The 18,820-nt window shown below is 56.7% G+C and carries 15 protein-coding genes; 8 read left to right on the top strand and 7 right to left on the bottom strand.

What is annotated here, in order from left to right:
- The first annotated feature begins 149 nt into the window (after positions 1-149).
- From fmt to trkA, 3 genes are all read left to right on the top strand, one after another.
- Positions 150-1,109: a methionyl-tRNA formyltransferase gene (gene fmt / locus KDX30_RS02415; RefSeq protein WP_231674869.1), complete on the top strand. Its 960-nt coding sequence runs from the start codon at positions 150-152 to the stop codon at positions 1,107-1,109.
- Positions 1,106-2,422 (top strand): 16S rRNA (cytosine(967)-C(5))-methyltransferase RsmB, encoded by a 1,317-nt coding sequence (gene rsmB, locus KDX30_RS02420; RefSeq protein ID WP_231674870.1) that lies wholly within the window; start codon positions 1,106-1,108, stop codon positions 2,420-2,422. The genes fmt and rsmB overlap by 4 nt, the downstream gene beginning before the upstream one ends.
- 164 nt (positions 2,423-2,586) lie before the next feature.
- Positions 2,587-3,960, top strand: a complete 1,374-nt coding sequence (gene trkA, locus KDX30_RS02425; protein WP_027901568.1) for a Trk system potassium transporter TrkA — start codon at positions 2,587-2,589, stop codon at positions 3,958-3,960.
- 111 nt (positions 3,961-4,071) lie between these two features.
- Here the strand turns inward: trkA and KDX30_RS02430 are convergent, their stop codons facing one another.
- Together KDX30_RS02430 and KDX30_RS02435 are read right to left on the bottom strand one after the other, a co-directional pair.
- Positions 4,072-4,959: a lysophospholipid acyltransferase gene (locus tag KDX30_RS02430; RefSeq protein WP_231674871.1), complete on the bottom strand. Its 888-nt coding sequence runs from the start codon at positions 4,957-4,959 to the stop codon at positions 4,072-4,074.
- Positions 4,960-4,997: 38 nt separating this feature from the next.
- Positions 4,998-5,549, bottom strand: a complete 552-nt coding sequence (locus tag KDX30_RS02435; RefSeq protein WP_231674872.1) for a DNA-3-methyladenine glycosylase I — start codon at positions 5,547-5,549, stop codon at positions 4,998-5,000.
- A gap of 80 nt (positions 5,550-5,629) precedes the next feature.
- On the opposite strand from KDX30_RS02435, the gene glyQ reads away from it, so the two are divergent.
- From glyQ to KDX30_RS02455, 4 genes are read left to right on the top strand one after another with little or no spacing between them, the layout of a single operon-like run.
- On the top strand, positions 5,630-6,583 hold the full coding sequence (glyQ, locus tag KDX30_RS02440) for a glycine--tRNA ligase subunit alpha (RefSeq protein WP_020292021.1): 954 nt from the start codon (positions 5,630-5,632) through the stop codon (positions 6,581-6,583).
- A complete protein-coding gene (gene glyS, locus KDX30_RS02445) occupies positions 6,580-8,634 on the top strand; it encodes a glycine--tRNA ligase subunit beta (protein WP_027901571.1) in 2,055 nt (684 codons plus the stop codon). Before glyQ ends, glyS begins: the two co-directional genes overlap by 4 nt.
- Positions 8,635-8,648: 14 nt before the next feature.
- Complete coding sequence (gene gmhB / locus KDX30_RS02450; protein WP_122708558.1) at positions 8,649-9,200, top strand: D-glycero-beta-D-manno-heptose 1,7-bisphosphate 7-phosphatase; 552 nt, start codon at positions 8,649-8,651, stop codon at positions 9,198-9,200.
- Positions 9,201-9,246: 46 nt separating this feature from the next.
- Complete coding sequence (locus KDX30_RS02455; protein ID WP_122708559.1) at positions 9,247-10,017, top strand: lysophospholipid acyltransferase family protein; 771 nt, start codon at positions 9,247-9,249, stop codon at positions 10,015-10,017.
- A 351-nt stretch (positions 10,018-10,368) separates the two neighbouring features.
- Here the strand turns inward: KDX30_RS02455 and KDX30_RS02460 are convergent, their stop codons facing one another.
- Positions 10,369-11,280 (bottom strand): alpha/beta fold hydrolase, encoded by a 912-nt coding sequence (locus tag KDX30_RS02460; RefSeq protein ID WP_231674873.1) that lies wholly within the window; start codon positions 11,278-11,280, stop codon positions 10,369-10,371.
- 118 nt (positions 11,281-11,398) lie between these two features.
- Here KDX30_RS02460 and KDX30_RS02465 point away from each other — a divergent pair, with 118 nt between their 5' ends.
- Positions 11,399-12,358 carry an AraC family transcriptional regulator gene (locus tag KDX30_RS02465; RefSeq protein WP_231674953.1) on the top strand — a complete coding sequence of 320 codons (960 nt, stop codon included), beginning with the start codon at positions 11,399-11,401 and terminating at the stop codon, positions 12,356-12,358.
- A 68-nt stretch (positions 12,359-12,426) separates the two neighbouring features.
- Here KDX30_RS02465 and gyrB read toward each other — a convergent pair whose 3' ends face one another.
- From gyrB to dnaA, 4 genes are read right to left on the bottom strand one after another with little or no spacing between them, the layout of a single operon-like run.
- Positions 12,427-14,844 carry a DNA topoisomerase (ATP-hydrolyzing) subunit B gene (gyrB, locus tag KDX30_RS02470; protein ID WP_027901575.1) on the bottom strand — a complete coding sequence of 806 codons (2,418 nt, stop codon included), beginning with the start codon at positions 14,842-14,844 and terminating at the stop codon, positions 12,427-12,429.
- 4 nt (positions 14,845-14,848) lie between these two features.
- A complete protein-coding gene (recF, locus tag KDX30_RS02475; RefSeq protein ID WP_231674874.1) occupies positions 14,849-15,952 on the bottom strand; it encodes a DNA replication/repair protein RecF in 1,104 nt (367 codons plus the stop codon).
- A 20-nt stretch (positions 15,953-15,972) separates the two neighbouring features.
- On the bottom strand, positions 15,973-17,076 hold the full coding sequence (gene dnaN, locus KDX30_RS02480; RefSeq protein WP_027901577.1) for a DNA polymerase III subunit beta: 1,104 nt from the start codon (positions 17,074-17,076) through the stop codon (positions 15,973-15,975).
- A gap of 38 nt (positions 17,077-17,114) precedes the next feature.
- A complete protein-coding gene (gene dnaA / locus KDX30_RS02485; protein ID WP_099270342.1) occupies positions 17,115-18,632 on the bottom strand; it encodes a chromosomal replication initiator protein DnaA in 1,518 nt (505 codons plus the stop codon).
- Positions 18,633-18,820 lie beyond the last annotated feature (188 nt).

Genomic DNA, 18,820 nt, shown 5'->3' on the forward strand with positions numbered 1-18,820 from the left:
GGGCGGCATTCCGACGATAAGGCTGATGCGGTCTAGCTGATATTTTCGCCGACCTTATCGTCGGAATGCCGCCCAGACCAAGCCCGGCTCCCACAAAGGCACAACCATCCAGCCAGCCTACAACTCCCTCCTTTCCCAACGAGAAGCCCATGACTGAGCCACTGCGCATCGTCTTCGCCGGCACCCCAGAGTTCGCCGCTGAACACCTCAAGGCCTTGCTCGACAGCCCTCACCAGATCATCGCGGTCTACACCCAGCCTGATCGCCCGGCCGGTCGTGGACAAAAGCTGATGCCGAGCCCGGTCAAACAACTGGCTGTGCAACACGATATTCCGGTGCTGCAACCGCCAACCCTGCGCGATGCCGCGGCCCAGGCCGAACTGGCTGCGCTCAAGCCTGATTTGCTGGTAGTGGTCGCTTACGGTCTGATCCTCCCGCAAGTCGTGCTGGATATCCCGCGTCTGGGCTGCATCAACAGCCACGCATCACTGCTGCCACGCTGGCGTGGTGCGGCACCGATTCAACGCGCCGTAGAAGCAGGCGATGCCGAAAGCGGCGTCACGGTCATGCGCATGGAACTGGGCCTGGACACCGGCCCGATGCTGTTCAAGGCCGTCACGCCCATCACCGCAGAAGACACCGGGGGCTCTTTGCATGACCGCTTGGCTGAACTGGGCCCGCCTGCTGTATTGCAAGCGATTGCCGGTCTGGCCGATGGCACACTGATCGGTGAGGTGCAAGATGACAGCCTCGCCACTTACGCTCACAAGCTCAACAAGGACGAAGCGCGTATCGACTGGACCCGTCCGGCCGAAGAGCTGGAGCGTCTGGTTCGTGCATTCAATCCATGGCCGATCTGCCACAGCACGCTGAACGGCGAAGCCCTGAAAGTCCTCGCCGCCAGCCTCGCTGAAGGGCAGGGCGAGCCGGGCGTCATTCTCGAAGCAAGCAAGGACGGTCTGATTGTCGCGTGTGGCCAGGGAGCGCTGCGTCTGACTCGCCTGCAATTGCCCGGCGGCAAACCACTTAATTTCACTGACCTGTTCAACAGCCGTCGCGAGAAGTTCGCCATCGGCACCGTGCTGGGCCAACCGGTAACGGCGCAATGAACCCGCGTCTGGCCGCCGCCAAGGCACTGGCCGCTGTGCTCAGCGGCAAAGCTTCGCTCAACAGTTCGCTGCCGACGCAGATGGACAAGGTTGAAGTCCGTGATCGCGGCCTGACTCAGGATCTGGCGTTTGGTACAGCGCGCTGGCAACCACGTCTTTCTGCGCTGGCGGCAAAACTGTTGCAAAAGCCTTTCAAGGCCGCCGATGCCGACGTCGAGGCGTTGCTGCTGGTGGGTTTGTATCAACTTCTGTATTCGCGTATTCCGGCTCATGCCGCCATCGGCGAAACCGTAGGGTGTGCAGACAAACTGAAAAAGCCTTGGGCCAAGGCATTGCTCAACGCAGTGCTGCGCCGTGCCCAGCGTGAAAGCGAAGCATTGTTGGCCGAGCTGGAACATGATCCGGTGGTGCGTACATCGCACCCGCGCTGGCTGCAAAAAGCGTTGAAAGCCGCCTGGCCGGAGCAGTGGGAAGCCATCTGCGCCGCCAATAACGCGCATCCGCCGATGATTCTGCGGGTCAATCGTCGGCACAACAGCCGCGATCAATACCTCGAACTACTGGCCAAGGCCGGCATTGAAGCAGGCGGCTGTACGTTCAGTCAGGACGGTATTCTCCTGACTGAACCTTGCGATGTACGCAGCCTGCCGGGCTTCGCCGAAGGCTGGATCAGCGTGCAGGACGAAGCCGCGCAACTGGCTGCCGATCTGCTGGAACTGGCTCCAGGCCAACGGGTGCTGGACGCCTGTTGCGCTCCTGGCGGTAAAACCTGTCACTTGCTGGAAGTCCAGCCTGCGCTTGAAGGCGTAGTGGCGGTGGATCTGGAGGCCAAGCGTCTCGTACGGGTGCGCGAAAACCTGGAGCGCCTTGGTCTGAGTGCCGAGTTGATCGCTGCCGATGCCCGGGAAACCGCACAATGGTGGGACGGCAAGCCGTTCCAGCGCATCCTGCTCGATGCGCCGTGCTCGGCAACCGGCGTGATCCGTCGTCATCCCGACATCAAGCTGACCCGTCAGGCTGATGACATCCCGGCCTTGGCAACCCTGCAAGGCGAGTTGCTCGATGCCCTTTGGCCAACCCTGCAAGTCGGCGGCATTCTGCTGTACGCCACCTGCTCGACACTGCCTCTGGAGAACACGGAAGTCATCGAGGCGTTTCTGGCCCGTACCTCCGGCGCTCGCGAGCTGGACATCGCCGGTCAGCTCGGCCAGCAACCACCGGGAATGAAACAGCCGCACGGTCGCCAGTTGCTCGCGCAGGAAGGCGGGCATGACGGGTTCTATTACGCCAAACTGATCAAGATCGCTGCTTGACTGCTTCAACGTCGTAAGACCCGTGGGAGCGAATTCATTCGCGAATGCTATGTTGGAGGCGATAAATATTTGCCGAATGTACTGGCCTCTTCGCGAATAAATTCGCTCCCACAGTATTTCTATCACCCACAGATCCCTGCGATTAACTTTCAAGGAATTACTGATTGAAAATCATCATCCTCGGCGCAGGGCAGGTTGGCGGTACGCTGGCTGAGCACCTCGCCAGCGAAGCCAACGACATCACCGTGGTCGACACCGATGGCGACCGGTTGCGTGATCTGGGCGATCGTCTGGATATTCGCACGGTGCAGGGCCGTGGCTCGTTCCCGACCGTACTCCGTCAGGCCGGTGCAGATGACGCTGACATGCTGGTGGCAGTGACCAACAGCGACGAAACCAACATGGTTGCCTGCCAAGTCGCCTACACGCTGTTCCACACGCCCACCAAGATTGCTCGAGTGCGGGAAGCGGCCTATCTGACCCGTGCAGGTCTGTTCGACAACGATGCCATTCCCGTTGACGTGCTGATCAGCCCCGAGCAGGTCGTCACCAACTACATCAAGCGTCTGATCGAATACCCCGGCTCACTGCAGGTGATCGATTTTGCAGGCGGCAAAGCACAACTGGTTGCAGTGAAAGCCTATTACGGCGGACCGCTGGTCGGTCAGCAACTGCGCCAGTTGCGTGAACACATGCCCAATGTCGACATGCGTGTGGCGGCTATTTTCCGTCGTGATCGGCCGATCCTGCCGCAAGGCGACACGGTCATCGAAGCGGACGATGAGGTATTTTTCATCGCCGCCAAGGCAGACATTCGTGCCGTCATGAGCGAGATGCGCCGTCTGGACGAGAACTACAAACGCATCGTCATTGCGGGCGGAGGGCATATCGGCGAGCGCCTGGCGGAAGCCATCGAAAGCCGTTATCAGGTCAAAATCATCGAGATGAATCCTGCACGCTGCCGTCACCTCTCGGAGTCGCTGAACAGCACGGTAGTGCTGCAAGGCAGCGCATCAGACCGTGATCTCCTGCTGGAAGAGAACATCGCCAACACCGATCTGTTCCTGGCCCTGACCAACGACGACGAAGCCAACATCATGTCGTCGTTGCTGGCCAAGCGCATGGGCGCGCGTAAGGTGATAACCATCATCAACAACGCGGCGTATGTCGATCTGGTCCAGGGCGGCGAAATCGATATCGCGGTCAGCCCGCAACTGGCAACCATCGGCACCTTGCTGGCCCACGTACGCCGCGGCGACATCGTCAGCGTGCACTCACTGCGTCGCGGTGCGGCCGAGGCCATCGAAGTGGTTGCTCACGGCGACACCAAGTCCAGCAAGGTCATCGGCAAAGCCATCAAGGACATCGCGCTGCCGTCGGGCACCACAATTGGCGCGATCATCCGTGCCGACGAAGTACTTATCGCCCACGACGCGACCGTGATCGAAACCGGCGACCACGTGATCATGTTCCTTGTGGATAAAAAGTACATCCGCGATGTGGAGCGGCTGTTCCAGGTGGGGTTGAGCTTTTTTTAAGCAGGTACACAGCCCCGGTAGGAGCGAACTTGTTCGCGAGCAATAGTGCTGTGCAATCAGGAATATCGTCTCGCGAACAAGTTCGCTCCTACCGGTATTGCATCTAGCCCATCAATACCAGCGAGCCTCTCCGGCGGGGCGCTTCTTGAAGCGCTTCATGGTCCACATGTACTGGCTTGGATACGCCCGCACATACTTCTCCACTACCTGACTCATGGCCGCCGCAGAGGTCGCGGTGTCGGTGCTGTACATGGCCTCGGGCGCGGCTTCCAGCACCACTTTGTAACCCGAACCGTCTGGCAGGCGCATGGCATGCAGGAACACGCCGACCGCCTTTCCACCGGCCAGCATATTGGGCACAAACTTGCTGGTCAGGGCCGTGGTGGCAAAAAACGGCACGAAGATCCCTGCTGATTCTGCTGGCTCGGGATCGGCCGGAATACCCACCGAGCCGCCTTTGCGCACTTCCTTGATAACGCTGAGAATGCCTTCCTTGGTGGAGGCCGCCACGCGGTTACCCAGTTGCACGCGCTGTTTGCGCAGCAGGTCATCGACCGCCTTGAGCTTGGGCGGGCGGTAGAAAATGATCGGTTTGCACTGGCTGCAGTAGAAGTGGTTCAACACTTCCCAGTTGCCCAGGTGACTGGTGATGCCAACGACGCCCTTGCCGGACGCCAGGGCATCCTTGAGTACGTCGAGGCCTTCGACTTCGCGCACCAGATCGATGGATTTCTGAGCTGGCCAGATCCAGGCGCAAGCGCTTTCCGTGAGGGTCTTGCCGATATCCATCAAGCTACGACCGACCAGAAGCTCGCGCTCGGCAGGGTCCATTTCCGGAAAGCATTTAGCCAGGTTGATGCGCGCGACCTCACGCGAACGGTTCGGCAGTTTCCACATCAACCAGCCGATGCCCGCACCCACCCACTGCACAACGCGCCAGGGCAACAAGGCAAACAGTCGCAACGCGCCCACCATAAGGGCACCTTTAAACTTTTCCACAGATCACTCCCCAAAACTCAAGGCGGCCATTGTAACCGTCAGCGGACCAAATCCGCGTATCGATCACAATCCACGGTGTGGTCCATGACCATGCCGCTCGACTGCATGTAGGCATAACAGATGGTCGGCCCGACAAAGGTAAACCCGGCTTTCTTCAACGCCTTGCTCATGGCCTCGGCCTCTGGCGTTATAGCCGGGACTTCGCTGCGGTCCTTGCGGTGGTTGATCTTCCGTTCACCGCCCACAAACGACCAGAGGAATTCCACCGGGTCGTCCAGCTTCAACCAGGCCTGCGCATTGCGCCGGGCGGCATTGAGCTTGAGACGGTTGCGGATGATGCCTGGCTCCTGCATCAGGACTTCGACATCAGCGTCAGTCATGGCCGCGATTCGATGCACATCAAAACCGAACATCACCTCGCGATAGCGCGCGCGCTTTTTCAAAACGGTGATCCATGAAAGACCGGCCTGGAACCCTTCGAGCAAAAGCAACTCGAAGAGCTTCTGCGCGTCGCGCAACGGCACGCCCCACTCGTGATCGTGATAATCGATGTAAATCGGCTCTTCGTTGCACCAATAGCAGCGTGGCATAGGGCTTCCAAGGGTGGAGGTGCTGCTGAATCGGGTATACTCCCGCTCTTTAAATCGCAGCCCCAGTACAGGTGAATTTCGTGAGCCAGCCTACGCCAGCCGTGCGTACCTTCCAAGACTTGATCCTCGCCCTCCAGCAATACTGGGCCGAGCAAGGTTGTGTGGTACTTCAGCCCTACGATATGGAAGTAGGCGCCGGCACTTTCCACACCGCCACGTTTCTGCGCGCCGTAGGCCCGGAAACCTGGAACGCAGCCTACGTACAGCCAAGCCGCCGTCCGACTGACGGCCGGTATGGTGAAAACCCGAACCGCCTGCAGCACTACTATCAGTTTCAGGTAGTCCTCAAGCCAAACCCGGACAACTTCCAGGAGTTGTATCTGGGCTCGTTGAAGCATGTCGGTCTGGACCCTCTGGTCCACGACGTGCGGTTCGTTGAAGACAACTGGGAATCGCCAACGCTCGGCGCCTGGGGTCTGGGCTGGGAGATATGGCTCAACGGCATGGAAGTGTCGCAGTTCACTTACTTCCAGCAAGCGGGCGGCATCGAATGCTATCCGGTGACCGGTGAGATCACCTACGGCCTTGAACGTCTGGCGATGTACCTGCAGAACGTTGACTCGGTCTATGACCTGGTGTGGGCTGACGGTCCATTCGGCCGCGTGACTTACGGCGATGTGTTCCACCAGAACGAAGTGGAGCAATCGACTTACAACTTCGAGCACGCGAACGTCGACAAGCTGTTCGAACTGTTTGATTTCTACGAAAGCGAGGCCAAGCGCCTGATCGAACTGGATCAGCCGTTGCCGCTGCCAAGCTACGAAATGGTTCTGAAGGCTTCCCATACCTTCAACCTGCTGGATGCCCGTCGCGCTATCTCGGTAACTGCTCGTCAGCAGTACATCCTGCGCGTTCGTACCCTGGCTCGTTCGGTTGCCCAGGCTTATCTGATGGCTCGCGCCAAGCTGGGCTTCCCGATGGCTCCACCTGATTTACGTGATGAAGTGCTGGCCAAGCTGGAGGCGCAACAATGAGTGCTCAAGATTTTCTGGTTGAACTGGGCACCGAAGAGCTGCCGCCAAAAGCGCTCAACACGTTGGCTGACGCCTTCCTGGCCGGTATCGAAAAAGGCCTGCAGTCTGCAGGCCTGACGTACAGCGCCAAGCAGGTGTATGGCGCACCTCGTCGTCTGGCTGTATTGATCACCGACCTGTCCACGCAACAGCCGGATCGCAGCATCAACCTTGACGGTCCGCCACGTCAGGCGGCTTTCGATGCTGAAGGCAACCCGACTCAGGCTGCCCTGGGTTTTGCCAAGAAGTGCGGCGTTGATCTGAGCGAAATTGATCAGAGCGGCCCCAAGCTGCGTTACAGCCAGAGCATCGCAGGCAAACCCACCGCGAGCCTGCTGCCGACTATCGTTGAAGACTCCCTGAACGACCTGCCGATCCCCAAGCGCATGCGCTGGGGTGCTCGCAAGGAAGAGTTCGTGCGTCCAACCCAGTGGCTGGTCATGCTGTTCGGCGATCAGGTCATCGACTGCACAATCCTGGCTCAAACCGCAGGCCGGGAATCACGTGGTCACCGATTCCACCATCCGGAAAGCGTTCGCATCACCTCGCCAGCCAGCTACCTGAGCGATCTGCGCAATGCGTACGTATTGGCTGACTTCAACGAACGTCGCCAACTGATCACCAAGCGCGTCGACGAGCTCGCGACCCAGCACGAAGGCACTGCCATCGTGCCGCCAAGCCTGCTGGACGAAGTGACTTCGCTGGTCGAGTGGCCGGTTCCGCTGGTGTGTTCGTTCGAAGAGCGCTTCCTGGAAGTGCCGCAAGAAGCCCTGATCACCACCATGCAGGACAACCAGAAGTATTTCTGCCTGCTGGATGCCGACGGCAAGTTGCTGCCGCGCTTCATTACCGTTGCGAACATTGAAAGCAAAGACCCGCAGCAGATCGTGCTGGGTAACGAGAAGGTTGTTCGTCCACGTCTGACTGACGCCGAGTTCTTCTTCAAGCAGGACAAAAAGCAGAAGCTGGAAACCTTCAACCAGCGTCTGCAGAACGTCGTGTTCCAGGCTCAGTTGGGCAGCGTTTTCGACAAAGCTGAACGTGTTTCGAAACTCGCTGCATTCATTGCTCCGCGTATTGGTGGCGACGCTCAACGTGCAGCCCGTGCCGGGCTGTTGTCCAAGTGCGACCTGGCCACCGAAATGGTTGGCGAATTCCCTGAAATGCAGGGTATCGCAGGTTACTACTACGCCAAGGCTGACGGCGAAACCGACGATGTAGCTCTGGCATTGAACGAGCAGTACATGCCGCGCGGTGCTGGCGCTGAACTGCCAACGACCTTGACCGGTTCGGCAGTGGCCATCGCTGACAAGCTGGACACGCTGGTCGGCATCTTCGGTATTGGCATGTTGCCAACCGGCAGTAAAGACCCGTACGCACTGCGTCGTGCCGCACTGGGCATCCTGCGCATTCTGATCGAGAAGCAACTGGACCTGGACCTGATCGAAACCGTGAAGTTTGCAGTAGGTCAGTTCGGTGCCAAGGTCAAAGCTGCCGGTCTGTCCGATCAGGTACTGGAATTCATCTTCGACCGCCTGCGTGCGCGTTACGAAGACGAAGGCGTTGAAGTGGCGGTTTATCTGTCGGTTCGTGCCCTGCAACCAGGCTCGGCGCTGGATTTCGATCAACGTGTTCAAGCCGTTCAGGCGTTTCGCAAACTGCCGGAAGCTGCCGCGTTGGCCGCAGTGAACAAGCGCGTTTCGAATCTGTTGAGCAAGGCTGAGGGCAACATTGCCCAGACCGTCGAGCCAAAATACTTCGATAACGCTAACGAGTTCTCGCTCTATTCGGCGATCAAGCAAGCAGATCAAGATGTGCAGCCAATGGCAGAAGCGCGTCAGTACAGCGAAACCCTCGCGCGTCTGGCAGCCCTGCGTGAACCGGTTGATGCCTTCTTCGAGGCTGTAATGGTCAACGCCGAGGACGCCAATGTACGGGCCAACCGATATGCGCTGCTGGCGCGTCTGCGTGGCTTGTTCCTGGGTGTCGCCGACATCTCGTTGCTGGGCTGAGGAAGGGGCGCATCGTGAAGTTGCTGATCCTTGATCGGGACGGAGTCATCAACCATGACTCCGACGCTTACATAAGGTCGGTGGGGGAGTGGATTCCGATTCCCGGCTCGATCGAGGCCATTGCGCAACTGAGTAAGGCCGGCTGGACGGTTGCAGTCGCAACCAACCAGTCCGGCATCGCCCGGGGTTATTACGACCTCGCGACTCTGGATGCCATGCACGCTCGTCTACGTGCGTTGGTGGCGGAGCAGGGGGGCGAGGTCGGTTTGATCGTCTATTGCCCACATGGGCCCGATGAAGGCTGCGATTGCCGCAAGCCGAAACCGGGCATGCTGCAGACCATCGCCCGGCACTACCAGGTGGAGCTGGCGGGACTATGGTTTGTAGGTGACAGCAGCAGTGACCTCAAGGCCGCACTGGCCGTCGACTCACAACCGGTTTTGGTAAAGACCGGCAAAGGTGAGAAAACACTGGCCGGTTCGCTGCCCGCCAGTACGTTGGTTTTTGACGATCTCGCGGCCGTTGCCGCAGAACTTATCCACAATAGCGCTCCGCAAAACAACTAGCGGTACGCTTGATGAACGGGCACTTGCCCGTACGGTAAATGCAACTATGTCGATCATCCAGGCAATCAGGACCGTTCTCTTCTACCTGTTGCTAGGCACCAGCTCTTTGCTGTGGTGCACGTTAAGCTTCTTTATCGCACCGTTCCTGCCCTTCAAGGCTCGCTATCGTTTCATCAACGTTTACTGGTGCCGCTGCGCAATCTGGTTGACGCGCGTATTCCTCAACATCCGGGTTGAAGTGACCGGCGCAGAAAATGTCCCCAAGACGCCCTGCGTGATCATCTCCAACCACCAGAGCACGTGGGAAACGTTCTTCCTGTCACAGTACTTCTCGCCGCTAAGCCAGGTGCTCAAGCGTGAACTTCTGTATGTCCCGTTCTTTGGCTGGGCAATGGCCATGCTGCGTCCTATCGCAATTGATCGTGAGAACCCAAAAGCAGCACTCAAACAAATCGCCAAGAAGGGCGATGAGTTGCTCAAGGATGGCGTCTGGGTACTGATCTTCCCAGAAGGTACCCGTGTTCCGTTTGGCCAGGTCGGCAAGTTTTCTCGCGGTGGCACTGCGTTGGCGGTCAATGCAAACCTGCCCGTGCTGCCTGTTGCACACAACGCCGGCAAGTACTGGCCGAAGGAAGGCTGGGCGAAAAAGCCAGGCACTATTCAGGTCGTTATCGGCGAACCGATGTATGCAGAGGGCGAAGGTCCACGCGCCATCGCAGCGCTCAACGATCGAGTTCAGACCTGGAACGAAGAGACTCAAAAAGCCTTGGGTTCAATCACCGCACCGGTGTCGAGCAAGGAAGAAGCCGTTATCTGATTTTTGTGGATAACCTGTGCACTGTTTTTGATTTTTTCGCAAAAAACGGCGGCAAACCATTGGATTCACTGCTTATTTCCGATGCTCATTAAAAAGCCAAAAACGTGCATAAGTTTTTATGAGCTTCTAGAACCGACCTCTTGGGGTCGGTTTTTTTATGTCCGGTTTTGGGTACATCTCATAGGGACTTTTGACGCGGCTCTGATGGACCATACCCTATCAAGCGATCCCTCTCGGCTAAATCACTGTCCCTACTAAATACACGTTCCACGTGGAACATATCCTCATACAAGCCTTGGCTTGAGGATCGCACCAGCCGCGAAGCCATCCATGACTGCGGTTTAAATGCCGTCACTTACTCGATGTCGGCGACGCCATGAACGTCGATAAATCGTGATTGAAACGCGACGATTCTTCCAGGAACGGAGCATGGCCTGAGTTCTCATATACCTTTGTCTGAACGCGAGGATTCAACTGCTTTGCGCGCGCCATAGAGGGTTGAACATTGACGAGCTGGTCCTTTGCGCCATATAGCATCAAGACGGGCACCTTGGCCTTGGGTAACCCTTCTGCAGCGGCCACGGTCATGGACGGAGTGGCGCGTGTCATTGTCCAGGACGCCATCGCAGCATTCGATAGCAACAATTCGAAAGTGGGGGCATCCGGTTGGGTGTGGAAGCATAGGGCAAGGAATGTTCGTATGGCCTCCAGGTGTGTCTTGAGATCATCAGACGCCAGCCCTGCATACACCTCCGGGTGTGAGGTAATCAACGCAGCGTTAAGCTCGATCACGCCATCGACATACATGATGCCACCGAGATCAGCGTCACCATAAGCCGCCAGGTAATTGGATATAACCACTCCACCCAAAGACCAGCCAACGAGCACCGGGTGCTTGCTACCAGTCGCCTTGAGAACAGCAGCCAGATCATCTGCGGATCGACGCCCTATGAGATACGCGTTGGAATCGTCAGGCTTGTCGGAAAGGCCATGGCCTCGCAGGTCATAGGTCACCATACGGTAGCGTTGCAGCTCCGGACTGCTCGTCTGCTTTTCCCAATTCAGGCGGCTACCGAGTAAACCATGAATAAAGATGATCGCTGGGCCGTCTGGATTTCCCGCCTCCTGAACGGCGATCCTGACGCCGTCCGGAGCGGTTACCGTGTAGCTTTTCTCGGCTGCGATAGATAAAGATGAAAGTGCTGCCAATAACACTATCGCCCAAGCGTTGCCTAGTAATCGACCACAAAAACGGTGACTCATGAAATGACTCCAATGCTCAAAGTTGAGCATTGGAGTCTAGGTAGGGCGCACAGGACGGTCTATGATCTGAGCTCTGTAGATATTGATCAATCGTCCTGGAGTGATAGTGGCTTTGCCTATTCAACCTGATCCAAGTGATCTGATCAGCGAATTGTTATCAGGCATGCGTCTTGTGGGCGTACAGTTTCGCAGGATAGAAGTCCGAGACTTTCCGGGGGTGGGTTTCAGTAACTCAGTGGGTCGCGCGCAGTTTCACTTCGTGGGACGAGGGCCTGTCTGGCTTCGTAGTCCGGGCAACAATCTGTATCGGATGGATACAGGGACCGCAGTCTTGATACCTCACGGCGGACTCCATGCGATTTTGTCTTCAGAGAGAACGCCTTCATCCCAGGTAAAGCCGTTCGCCTTTGACTCGTTTAGCGGAGAGCAGGGTGGCGGTTGCCAAGGTCCGGTTATTTTCAGCTGCTGCATGGAACTGGAGCTCGGTGGCATGCAGCCGCTGGTTGCCGCCATGCCGGAGGTATTACTGGCGAGCACGCTGTCGCAGGCGTCACCCGAAATCTGCCCCATGCTGGACGCGATGGAGCGTGAATCTTTGACGTTAAAAGCCGGCCACTTGGGTATTCTTGCGCGCCTCGCCGAAGTGGTTGCTGCACTTGTGATAAGGGATTGGGTGGCAGATGGATGCGGTGGTGCAGCAGGATGGTTGGGTGCATTAAAAGATCCTCGGCTGAGTAGAGCCCTTGTAATGATGCACAAACACCCCGCTAGAAGTTGGACAGTAGCGTCTCTGGCAAGCCAAGCAGGGCAGTCGCGCTCTGTTTTTGCTCAGCGTTTTCTTCATGCTACTGGTGTCTCTCCGCTTCGCTACCTCACGGATTTGAGGATGCGCCTGGCTCTGCTTAGTCTGAGTCGCGAGCGGCAGCCAATAGAAACCATTGCAACCCGGTTAGGTTACGGTTCACTGGCCGCCTTTAGCCGAGCGTTCAAACGCTCGGTGGGTGTGTCACCAGGCACGATCCGCGGCTCAAGTGAAGCTCTGAACCCGCCTGTATACCCAGACAATTCAAAGCCATAAAAAAGCCAACCCGGAGGTTGGCTTTTTCGTGGAGTAGTGAAAACGGCCGTTTCCGGCCACAACCTGATTTAGAAATCCAGGTTGGAAACCGCCAGAGCATTGCTCTCGATGAAGTCACGGCGAGGTTCTACTGCATCACCCATCAAGGTATTGAAGATCTGGTCTGCACCGATAGCGTCTTCAATAGTGACCTTGAGCATCCGGCGAACCGACGGATCCATCGTGGTCTCCCACAGCTGATCAGGGTTCATCTCACCCAGACCTTTGTATCGCTGGATGGTGTGGCGCTTGGTGCTTTCAGCCATCAACCAGGCCAAGGCTTCCTTGAACTCGGTGACCTGCTTCTTGCGCTCGCCACGTTGAACGTAAGCACCTTCTTCCAGCAGCGTACTGATCTGCAGGCCCAGTGCGGTTACGGTCTTGTAGTCGTTACTGCCGAAGAAGTCGCGGTTGAAGGTCACGTAGTTGGACAGACCGTGGGAGATCAGTTCGACCTCTGGCAGCCAGACATTACGTTCGCGATCTTCACGCAGGCTGGCTTTGTAAACCAGACCCGACTTCTCACCAACACGCAGACGGGCGTCAAACAGTGCCAACCAGGCTTGCATGCCTTCGTGGTCAGACAGCTGCTCAAGAGTGACAGGAGGCAGGTACACGAAGTGCTCAGTCAGTTCCTGAGGATACAAGCGCGACAGTCGCTTCAGGGTCTTCATGACCATCCGGAAATCGTTGACCAGACGCTCCAGCGATTCGCCGGAAATACCAGGTGCAGACTCATTCAGGTGCAGGCTCGCATCTTCAAGAGCCGACTGGGTCATGTATTCTTCCATGGCCTCGTCGTCTTTGATGTATTGCTCTTGCTTGCCTTTCTTGACCTTGTACAGCGGCGGCTGGGCGATGTAGATATAGCCACGCTCGATCAGTTCTGGGAGCTGACGGAAGAAGAAGGTCAGCAGCAGCGTACGGATGTGCGAACCGTCGACGTCAGCATCGGTCATGATGATGATGTTGTGATAACGCAGCTTGTCGATGTTGTACTCATCGCGGCCGATACCACAGCCCAGGGCGGTGATCAAAGTACCTACTTCTTGCGACGAGATCATCTTGTCGAAACGTGCTTTCTCGACGTTAAGGATCTTACCCTTGAGTGGCAGAATCGCTTGGGTTTTACGGTTACGTCCCTGCTTGGCTGAACCGCCAGCAGAGTCACCTTCCACGAGGTACAGTTCGGAAAGGGCAGGGTCTTTTTCCTGGCAGTCAGCAAGTTTGCCGGGCAGACCCGCAATATCCAGTGCGCCTTTACGACGGGTCATTTCGCGAGCTTTACGAGCAGCTTCACGCGCGCGTGCAGCGTCGATCATCTTGCCAACAACCGCCTTGGCTTCGTTCGGGTTTTCCAGCAGGAAGTCAGAGAAGTATTTACCCATCTCTTGCTCTACTGCAGTTTTAACCTCGGAAGAAACCAGCTTGTCTTTAGTCTGCGAGCTGAACTTCGGATCCGGTACTTTCACCGAAATGATCGCAGTCAAACCTTCGCGCGCATCGTCACCAGTGGTCGCCACCTTGTGCTTCTTGGCCAGACCTTCCTGCTCAATGTAGGCGTTGAGGTTACGCGTCAGCGCGGAGCGGAAGCCCACCAGGTGAGTACCGCCGTCACGCTGTGGGATGTTGTTGGTGAAGCACAACAGGTTCTCGTTGAAGCTGTCGTTCCACTGCAAAGCGATCTCGACGCCAATGCCGTCGTCGCGCTGAATATTGAAGTGGAACACCTGATTGACCGCAGTCTTGTTGGTGTTCAGGTATTCAACGAAAGCACGCAAACCACCTTCATACTTGAACAGCTCTTCCTTGCCGCTGCGCTCGTCTCGAAGGACGATGCCAACACCGGAGTTCAGGAAGGACAGCTCACGAATCCGCTTGGCCAGAATATCCCAGCTGAAGTGGATGTTCTTGAAGGTTTCAGCGGAAGGCTTGAAGTGGATCTCGGTGCCGGTCGTGTCGCTGTCACCCACAATACGCATCGGCTCCTGTGGAACACCGTGAACGTAAGTTTGCTCCCAGATCTTGCCGCTACGACGCACAGTCAACAGCAGCAATTCGGACAAGGCGTTAACTACAGAAACACCCACGCCGTGCAGGCCGCCGGATACTTTGTAGGAGTTGTCGTCGAACTTACCACCAGCGTGGAGCACGGTCATGATGACCTCTGCTGCCGACACGCCTTCTTCTTTGTGCACGTCTACCGGAATACCGCGACCGTTGTCGCGGACCGTAATGGATTCGTCCGGGTGGATGGTGATAGTGATGTCATCGCAATGGCCAGCCAGTGCTTCGTCGATCGAGTTATCAACAACCTCAAACACCATGTGGTGAAGACCGCTGCCATCGTCAGTGTCACCGATGTACATTCCGGGACGCTTGCGTACGGCATCTAGTCCTTTCAGTACCTTGATACTGGAGGAGTCGTACGTTTGGTTTTCGCTCATGCAATCACTCCCGATGATCGTGGGTCTGGGTGATACGGCCTTGTTCCACGTGGAACAAAGCGACTGGCGTTTCCGTTTGCCAGCCGTCCCTCAATAATTCGTGGTCTACACAGGTGATAAAAACCTGGCAGCGTAAGTCTTCAAGCAAGCGGCAAAGCGCGCGGCGATGCTGGTCATCCAGTTCAGACGGTAGATCGTCAACAAGGTAAATACATTGGCCACGACGAGCCTGGCTAACGAGATGCCCTTGAGCAATACGCAGTGCGCACACCACCAGTTTCTGCTGACCACGCGACAAGATATCTGCCGCATTATGCGCGCCTAATCTAAGTCGCAAATCAGCTCGCTGTGGTCCTGCTTGCGTATGGCCCATCTGTTGATCGCGATGGAGGGAAGAGGCGAGCACAGTGCTCAAGTCTTTTTCCTTGTCCCATCCACGGTAGTAACTCAGGGTCAAACCTTCGAGTTCAACCAGCTCACTTAGAGTCTGTTCGAAGACGGGTTTTAACGCCTTGATGTATGACCGGCGATACTCATCAATTTCATCGCTGGCCAGGCACAGCTCCCGGTCCCATGCCGCTTGTGAAGCGCCGTCAAGTGTACCATGCCGAAGCCACGAGTTACGCTGCTTGAGGGCCTTCTGGAGGCGCTGCCAAGTGGCCATAAAACGACGTTCCACGTGGAACACTCCCCAGTCCAGAAACTGCCGGCGAATCTTCGGCGCTCCTTCGAGAAGACGGAAACTGTCAGGGTTGATAAGTTGCAGAGGCAGGGTTTCAGCAAGTTGCGCCGCGCTACGAGCGTTCTGCCCATCTATACGTATTTGAAAATCCCCCTGACGATCACGGGAAACACCCAGATTGCTGTGCCCACCTTCAACCAGATCGACCTGACCAAAAACCGTACACGCAGGTTGTTCGTACTGGATAACCGGTAGCAGTCGAGCGCTGCGAAATGAACGAGCGAGGCCAAGCAAATGGATGGCTTCCAGCACGCTGGTTTTGCCACTGCCATTATCGCCGTGAAGGATGTTGATACGGGGGGAGGGGGAGAAGGTCACCGGGTGCAGATTGCGCACCCCGGTGACAGAGACGCGACTAAGAGACATCTAGCTTCTGCTGAACATGGTTACAGGCGCATCGGCATAACTACGTAAGCGGAGTCGTCATTATCCGATTCCTGTACCAGCGCGCTGCTGTTGGAGTCAGACAGAATCAAACGAACCTGCTCGGTAGTCATCACGCCCAGTACGTCGAGCAAATAGCTGACGTTAAAACCGATCTCCAGCGAAGCGCCGTTATAGTCGACGCTGATCTCTTCTTCTGCTTCTTCCTGTTCAGGGTTGTTCGCCTGGATTTTCAGCTGACCGCTGGCCAGTTGCAGACGGATGCCGCGGTATTTCTCGTTGGACAGAATCGCCGTACGGCTGAACGCTTCACGCAATGCCTGACGATCACCCAATACAAGCTTGTCGCCACCCTTGGGCAGCACACGCTCGTAGTCCGGGAATTTACCGTCAACCAGCTTGGAGGTGAACGTGAACTCGCCAGTGGTCGCACGAATGTGATGCTGACCCAGAACGATACTCACGATGCCATCTTGCTCGGTCAGCAGGCGAGCCATTTCCAGAATGCCTTTACGCGGCACGATCACCTGGTGCCGATCAGCCTGTTCGATATCAGCGGTCATGGAGCACATGGCCAAACGGTGACCGTCGGTGGCAACAGCGCGAAGCACACCTGCGCTTACTTCCAGCAGCATGCCGTTCAGGTAGTAACGAACATCCTGCTGAGCCATGGCGAAGCTGGTGCGCTCGATCAGACGACGCAGCTTGCTTTGAACCAGGTTAAAGGTCAGCGAACCAGGGCCTTCTTCAACAGTCGGGAAGTCATTGGCTGGCAATGTCGACAACGTGAAGCGGCTACGGCCAGCCTTGACGATCAACTTTGCATCATCAACCTTGATGTCGATCAGCACGTCGTTCGGCAGACTTTTGCAAATGTCCATCAGCTTGCGGGCAGGGACAGTGATCTCGCCCGGTTCAGCAGGTTCTTCAAGTTGAACACGACCAACGAGTTCGACTTCAAGATCAGTGCCGGTCAACGAGAGCTGCTGCCCTTCGACGACCAGAAGCACGTTGGAGAGCACCGGCAGGGTCTGGCGGCGTTCGACCACGCCGGCGACCAATTGCAGGGGTTTCAACAGGGCTTCGCGTTGAATGGTGAAATGCATGGTCTAGTCCCTTGCCTTAATAAGCTGCGCTGATGTCATCAAGTGGTCAGTGTACGCAGCAGGTTCTTGTAGTCCTCGCGAATATCCGCGTCGGATTCTTTCAATTCATTGATCTTTCGGCAGGCGTGCAAAACGGTTGTGTGATCACGACCACCAAACACATCACCGATTTCCGGCAGACTGTGGTTAGTCAGTTCCTTCGACAATGCCATCGCCACCTGACGCGGCCGGGCTACAGATCTGGAACGACGCTTGGACAACAGGTCGGAAATCTTGATCTTGTAATACTCGGCGACGGTGCGCTGGATGTTATCCACACTCACCAGTTTGTCCTGCAGTGCCAACAGGTCCTTCAACGACTCGCGGATCAACTCGATAGTGATATCACGCCCCATGAAGTGCGAGTGAGCGATAACACGCTTTAGCGCGCCTTCAAGCTCACGCACGTTGGAGCGAATGCGTTGTGCAATGAAGAACGCTGCATCGTGAGGCAGATCGACCTTTGCCTGATCCGCTTTTTTCATCAGGATCGCGACGCGGGTTTCAAGCTCCGGAGGTTCGACAGCAACTGTCAGGCCCCAGCCGAATCGCGACTTCAGGCGCTCCTCAAGCCCCTCAATTTCCTTCGGATAACGGTCGCTGGTCAGAATGACCTGCTGACCGCCTTCGAGCAGAGCATTGAAGGTGTGGAAAAATTCTTCCTGGGACCGTTCCTTGCGGGCAAAGAACTGAATATCGTCGATCAGCAACGCATCGACTGAGCGATAGAAACGTTTGAACTCGTTGATAGCGTTCAACTGCAACGCTTTGACCATGTCGGCCACAAAACGCTCCGAATGCAGGTACACAACCTTCGCGTTCGGGTTCTTCTTGAGAAGATGATTACCCACAGCGTGCATCAAGTGAGTTTTACCCAGACCAACGCCACCATAAAGAAAGAGCGGGTTGTAACCATGCTTGGGGTTGTCAGCTACCTGCCAGGCCGCAGCCCGGGCCAGTTGGTTGGACTTACCCTCAACGAAGTTCTCGAACGTGAAGGTGCGATTCAGATAGCTGGTGTGCTTTAGCGCGCCTTCTACCTGAACCGTGCGCTGTTCAGCACGAGCAGGGGCCTGTTGGGAACTGGCACCCGCCATTGGATCGAAACTGTCACGAGAGGGTTCGTCGTTAATCTGTGATGGCTGCTGTACCGGCGCTGGAGCAGCCACTTGAGCGGGTGCAGGAGCCTGGCTAACAGGCTGGCTCGCGGCCATTGCCTGCGAAGCCGCTGCAGCCAATGGGGCGTTCGGGGCTGCGCGGGGAGCTGAACTGCGCTTGCTGCCTATTAATAGAGAAAGCGCAGGCGCCATCCCCTGACCGTGCTCACCTAACAGTTCAAGCAAACGACCGAGGTACTTTTCGTTTACCCAGTCGAGAACAAAACGGTTCGGTGCATAGACACGCAACTCGTCGCCTTCGGCTTCAACCTGTAGCGGACGGATCCAGGTGTTGAATTGCTGGGCAGGCAGCTCATCGCGCAAAAGCTCTACGCACTGCTGCCAAAGTTCCAATGACACGGACATCCCCTAGGTTAAAAGCCGGTGAGGCAAAAACAGCCGCCATTGTACCGACCGCGTCAGTACTTATCCACATGTAGGTGATCAGTCGAACGGGATAAATCAGATATTCAGCTACCATCAAGCCGACCAATGGCATGTGCATAAGCTCTGTGGATAACCCGGCCTCAGCCCGTTGCATAACCCAG

This window comes from Pseudomonas quasicaspiana (assembly GCF_021147825.1).
Taxonomy (GTDB): Bacteria; Pseudomonadota; Gammaproteobacteria; order Pseudomonadales; family Pseudomonadaceae; genus Aquipseudomonas; species Aquipseudomonas quasicaspiana.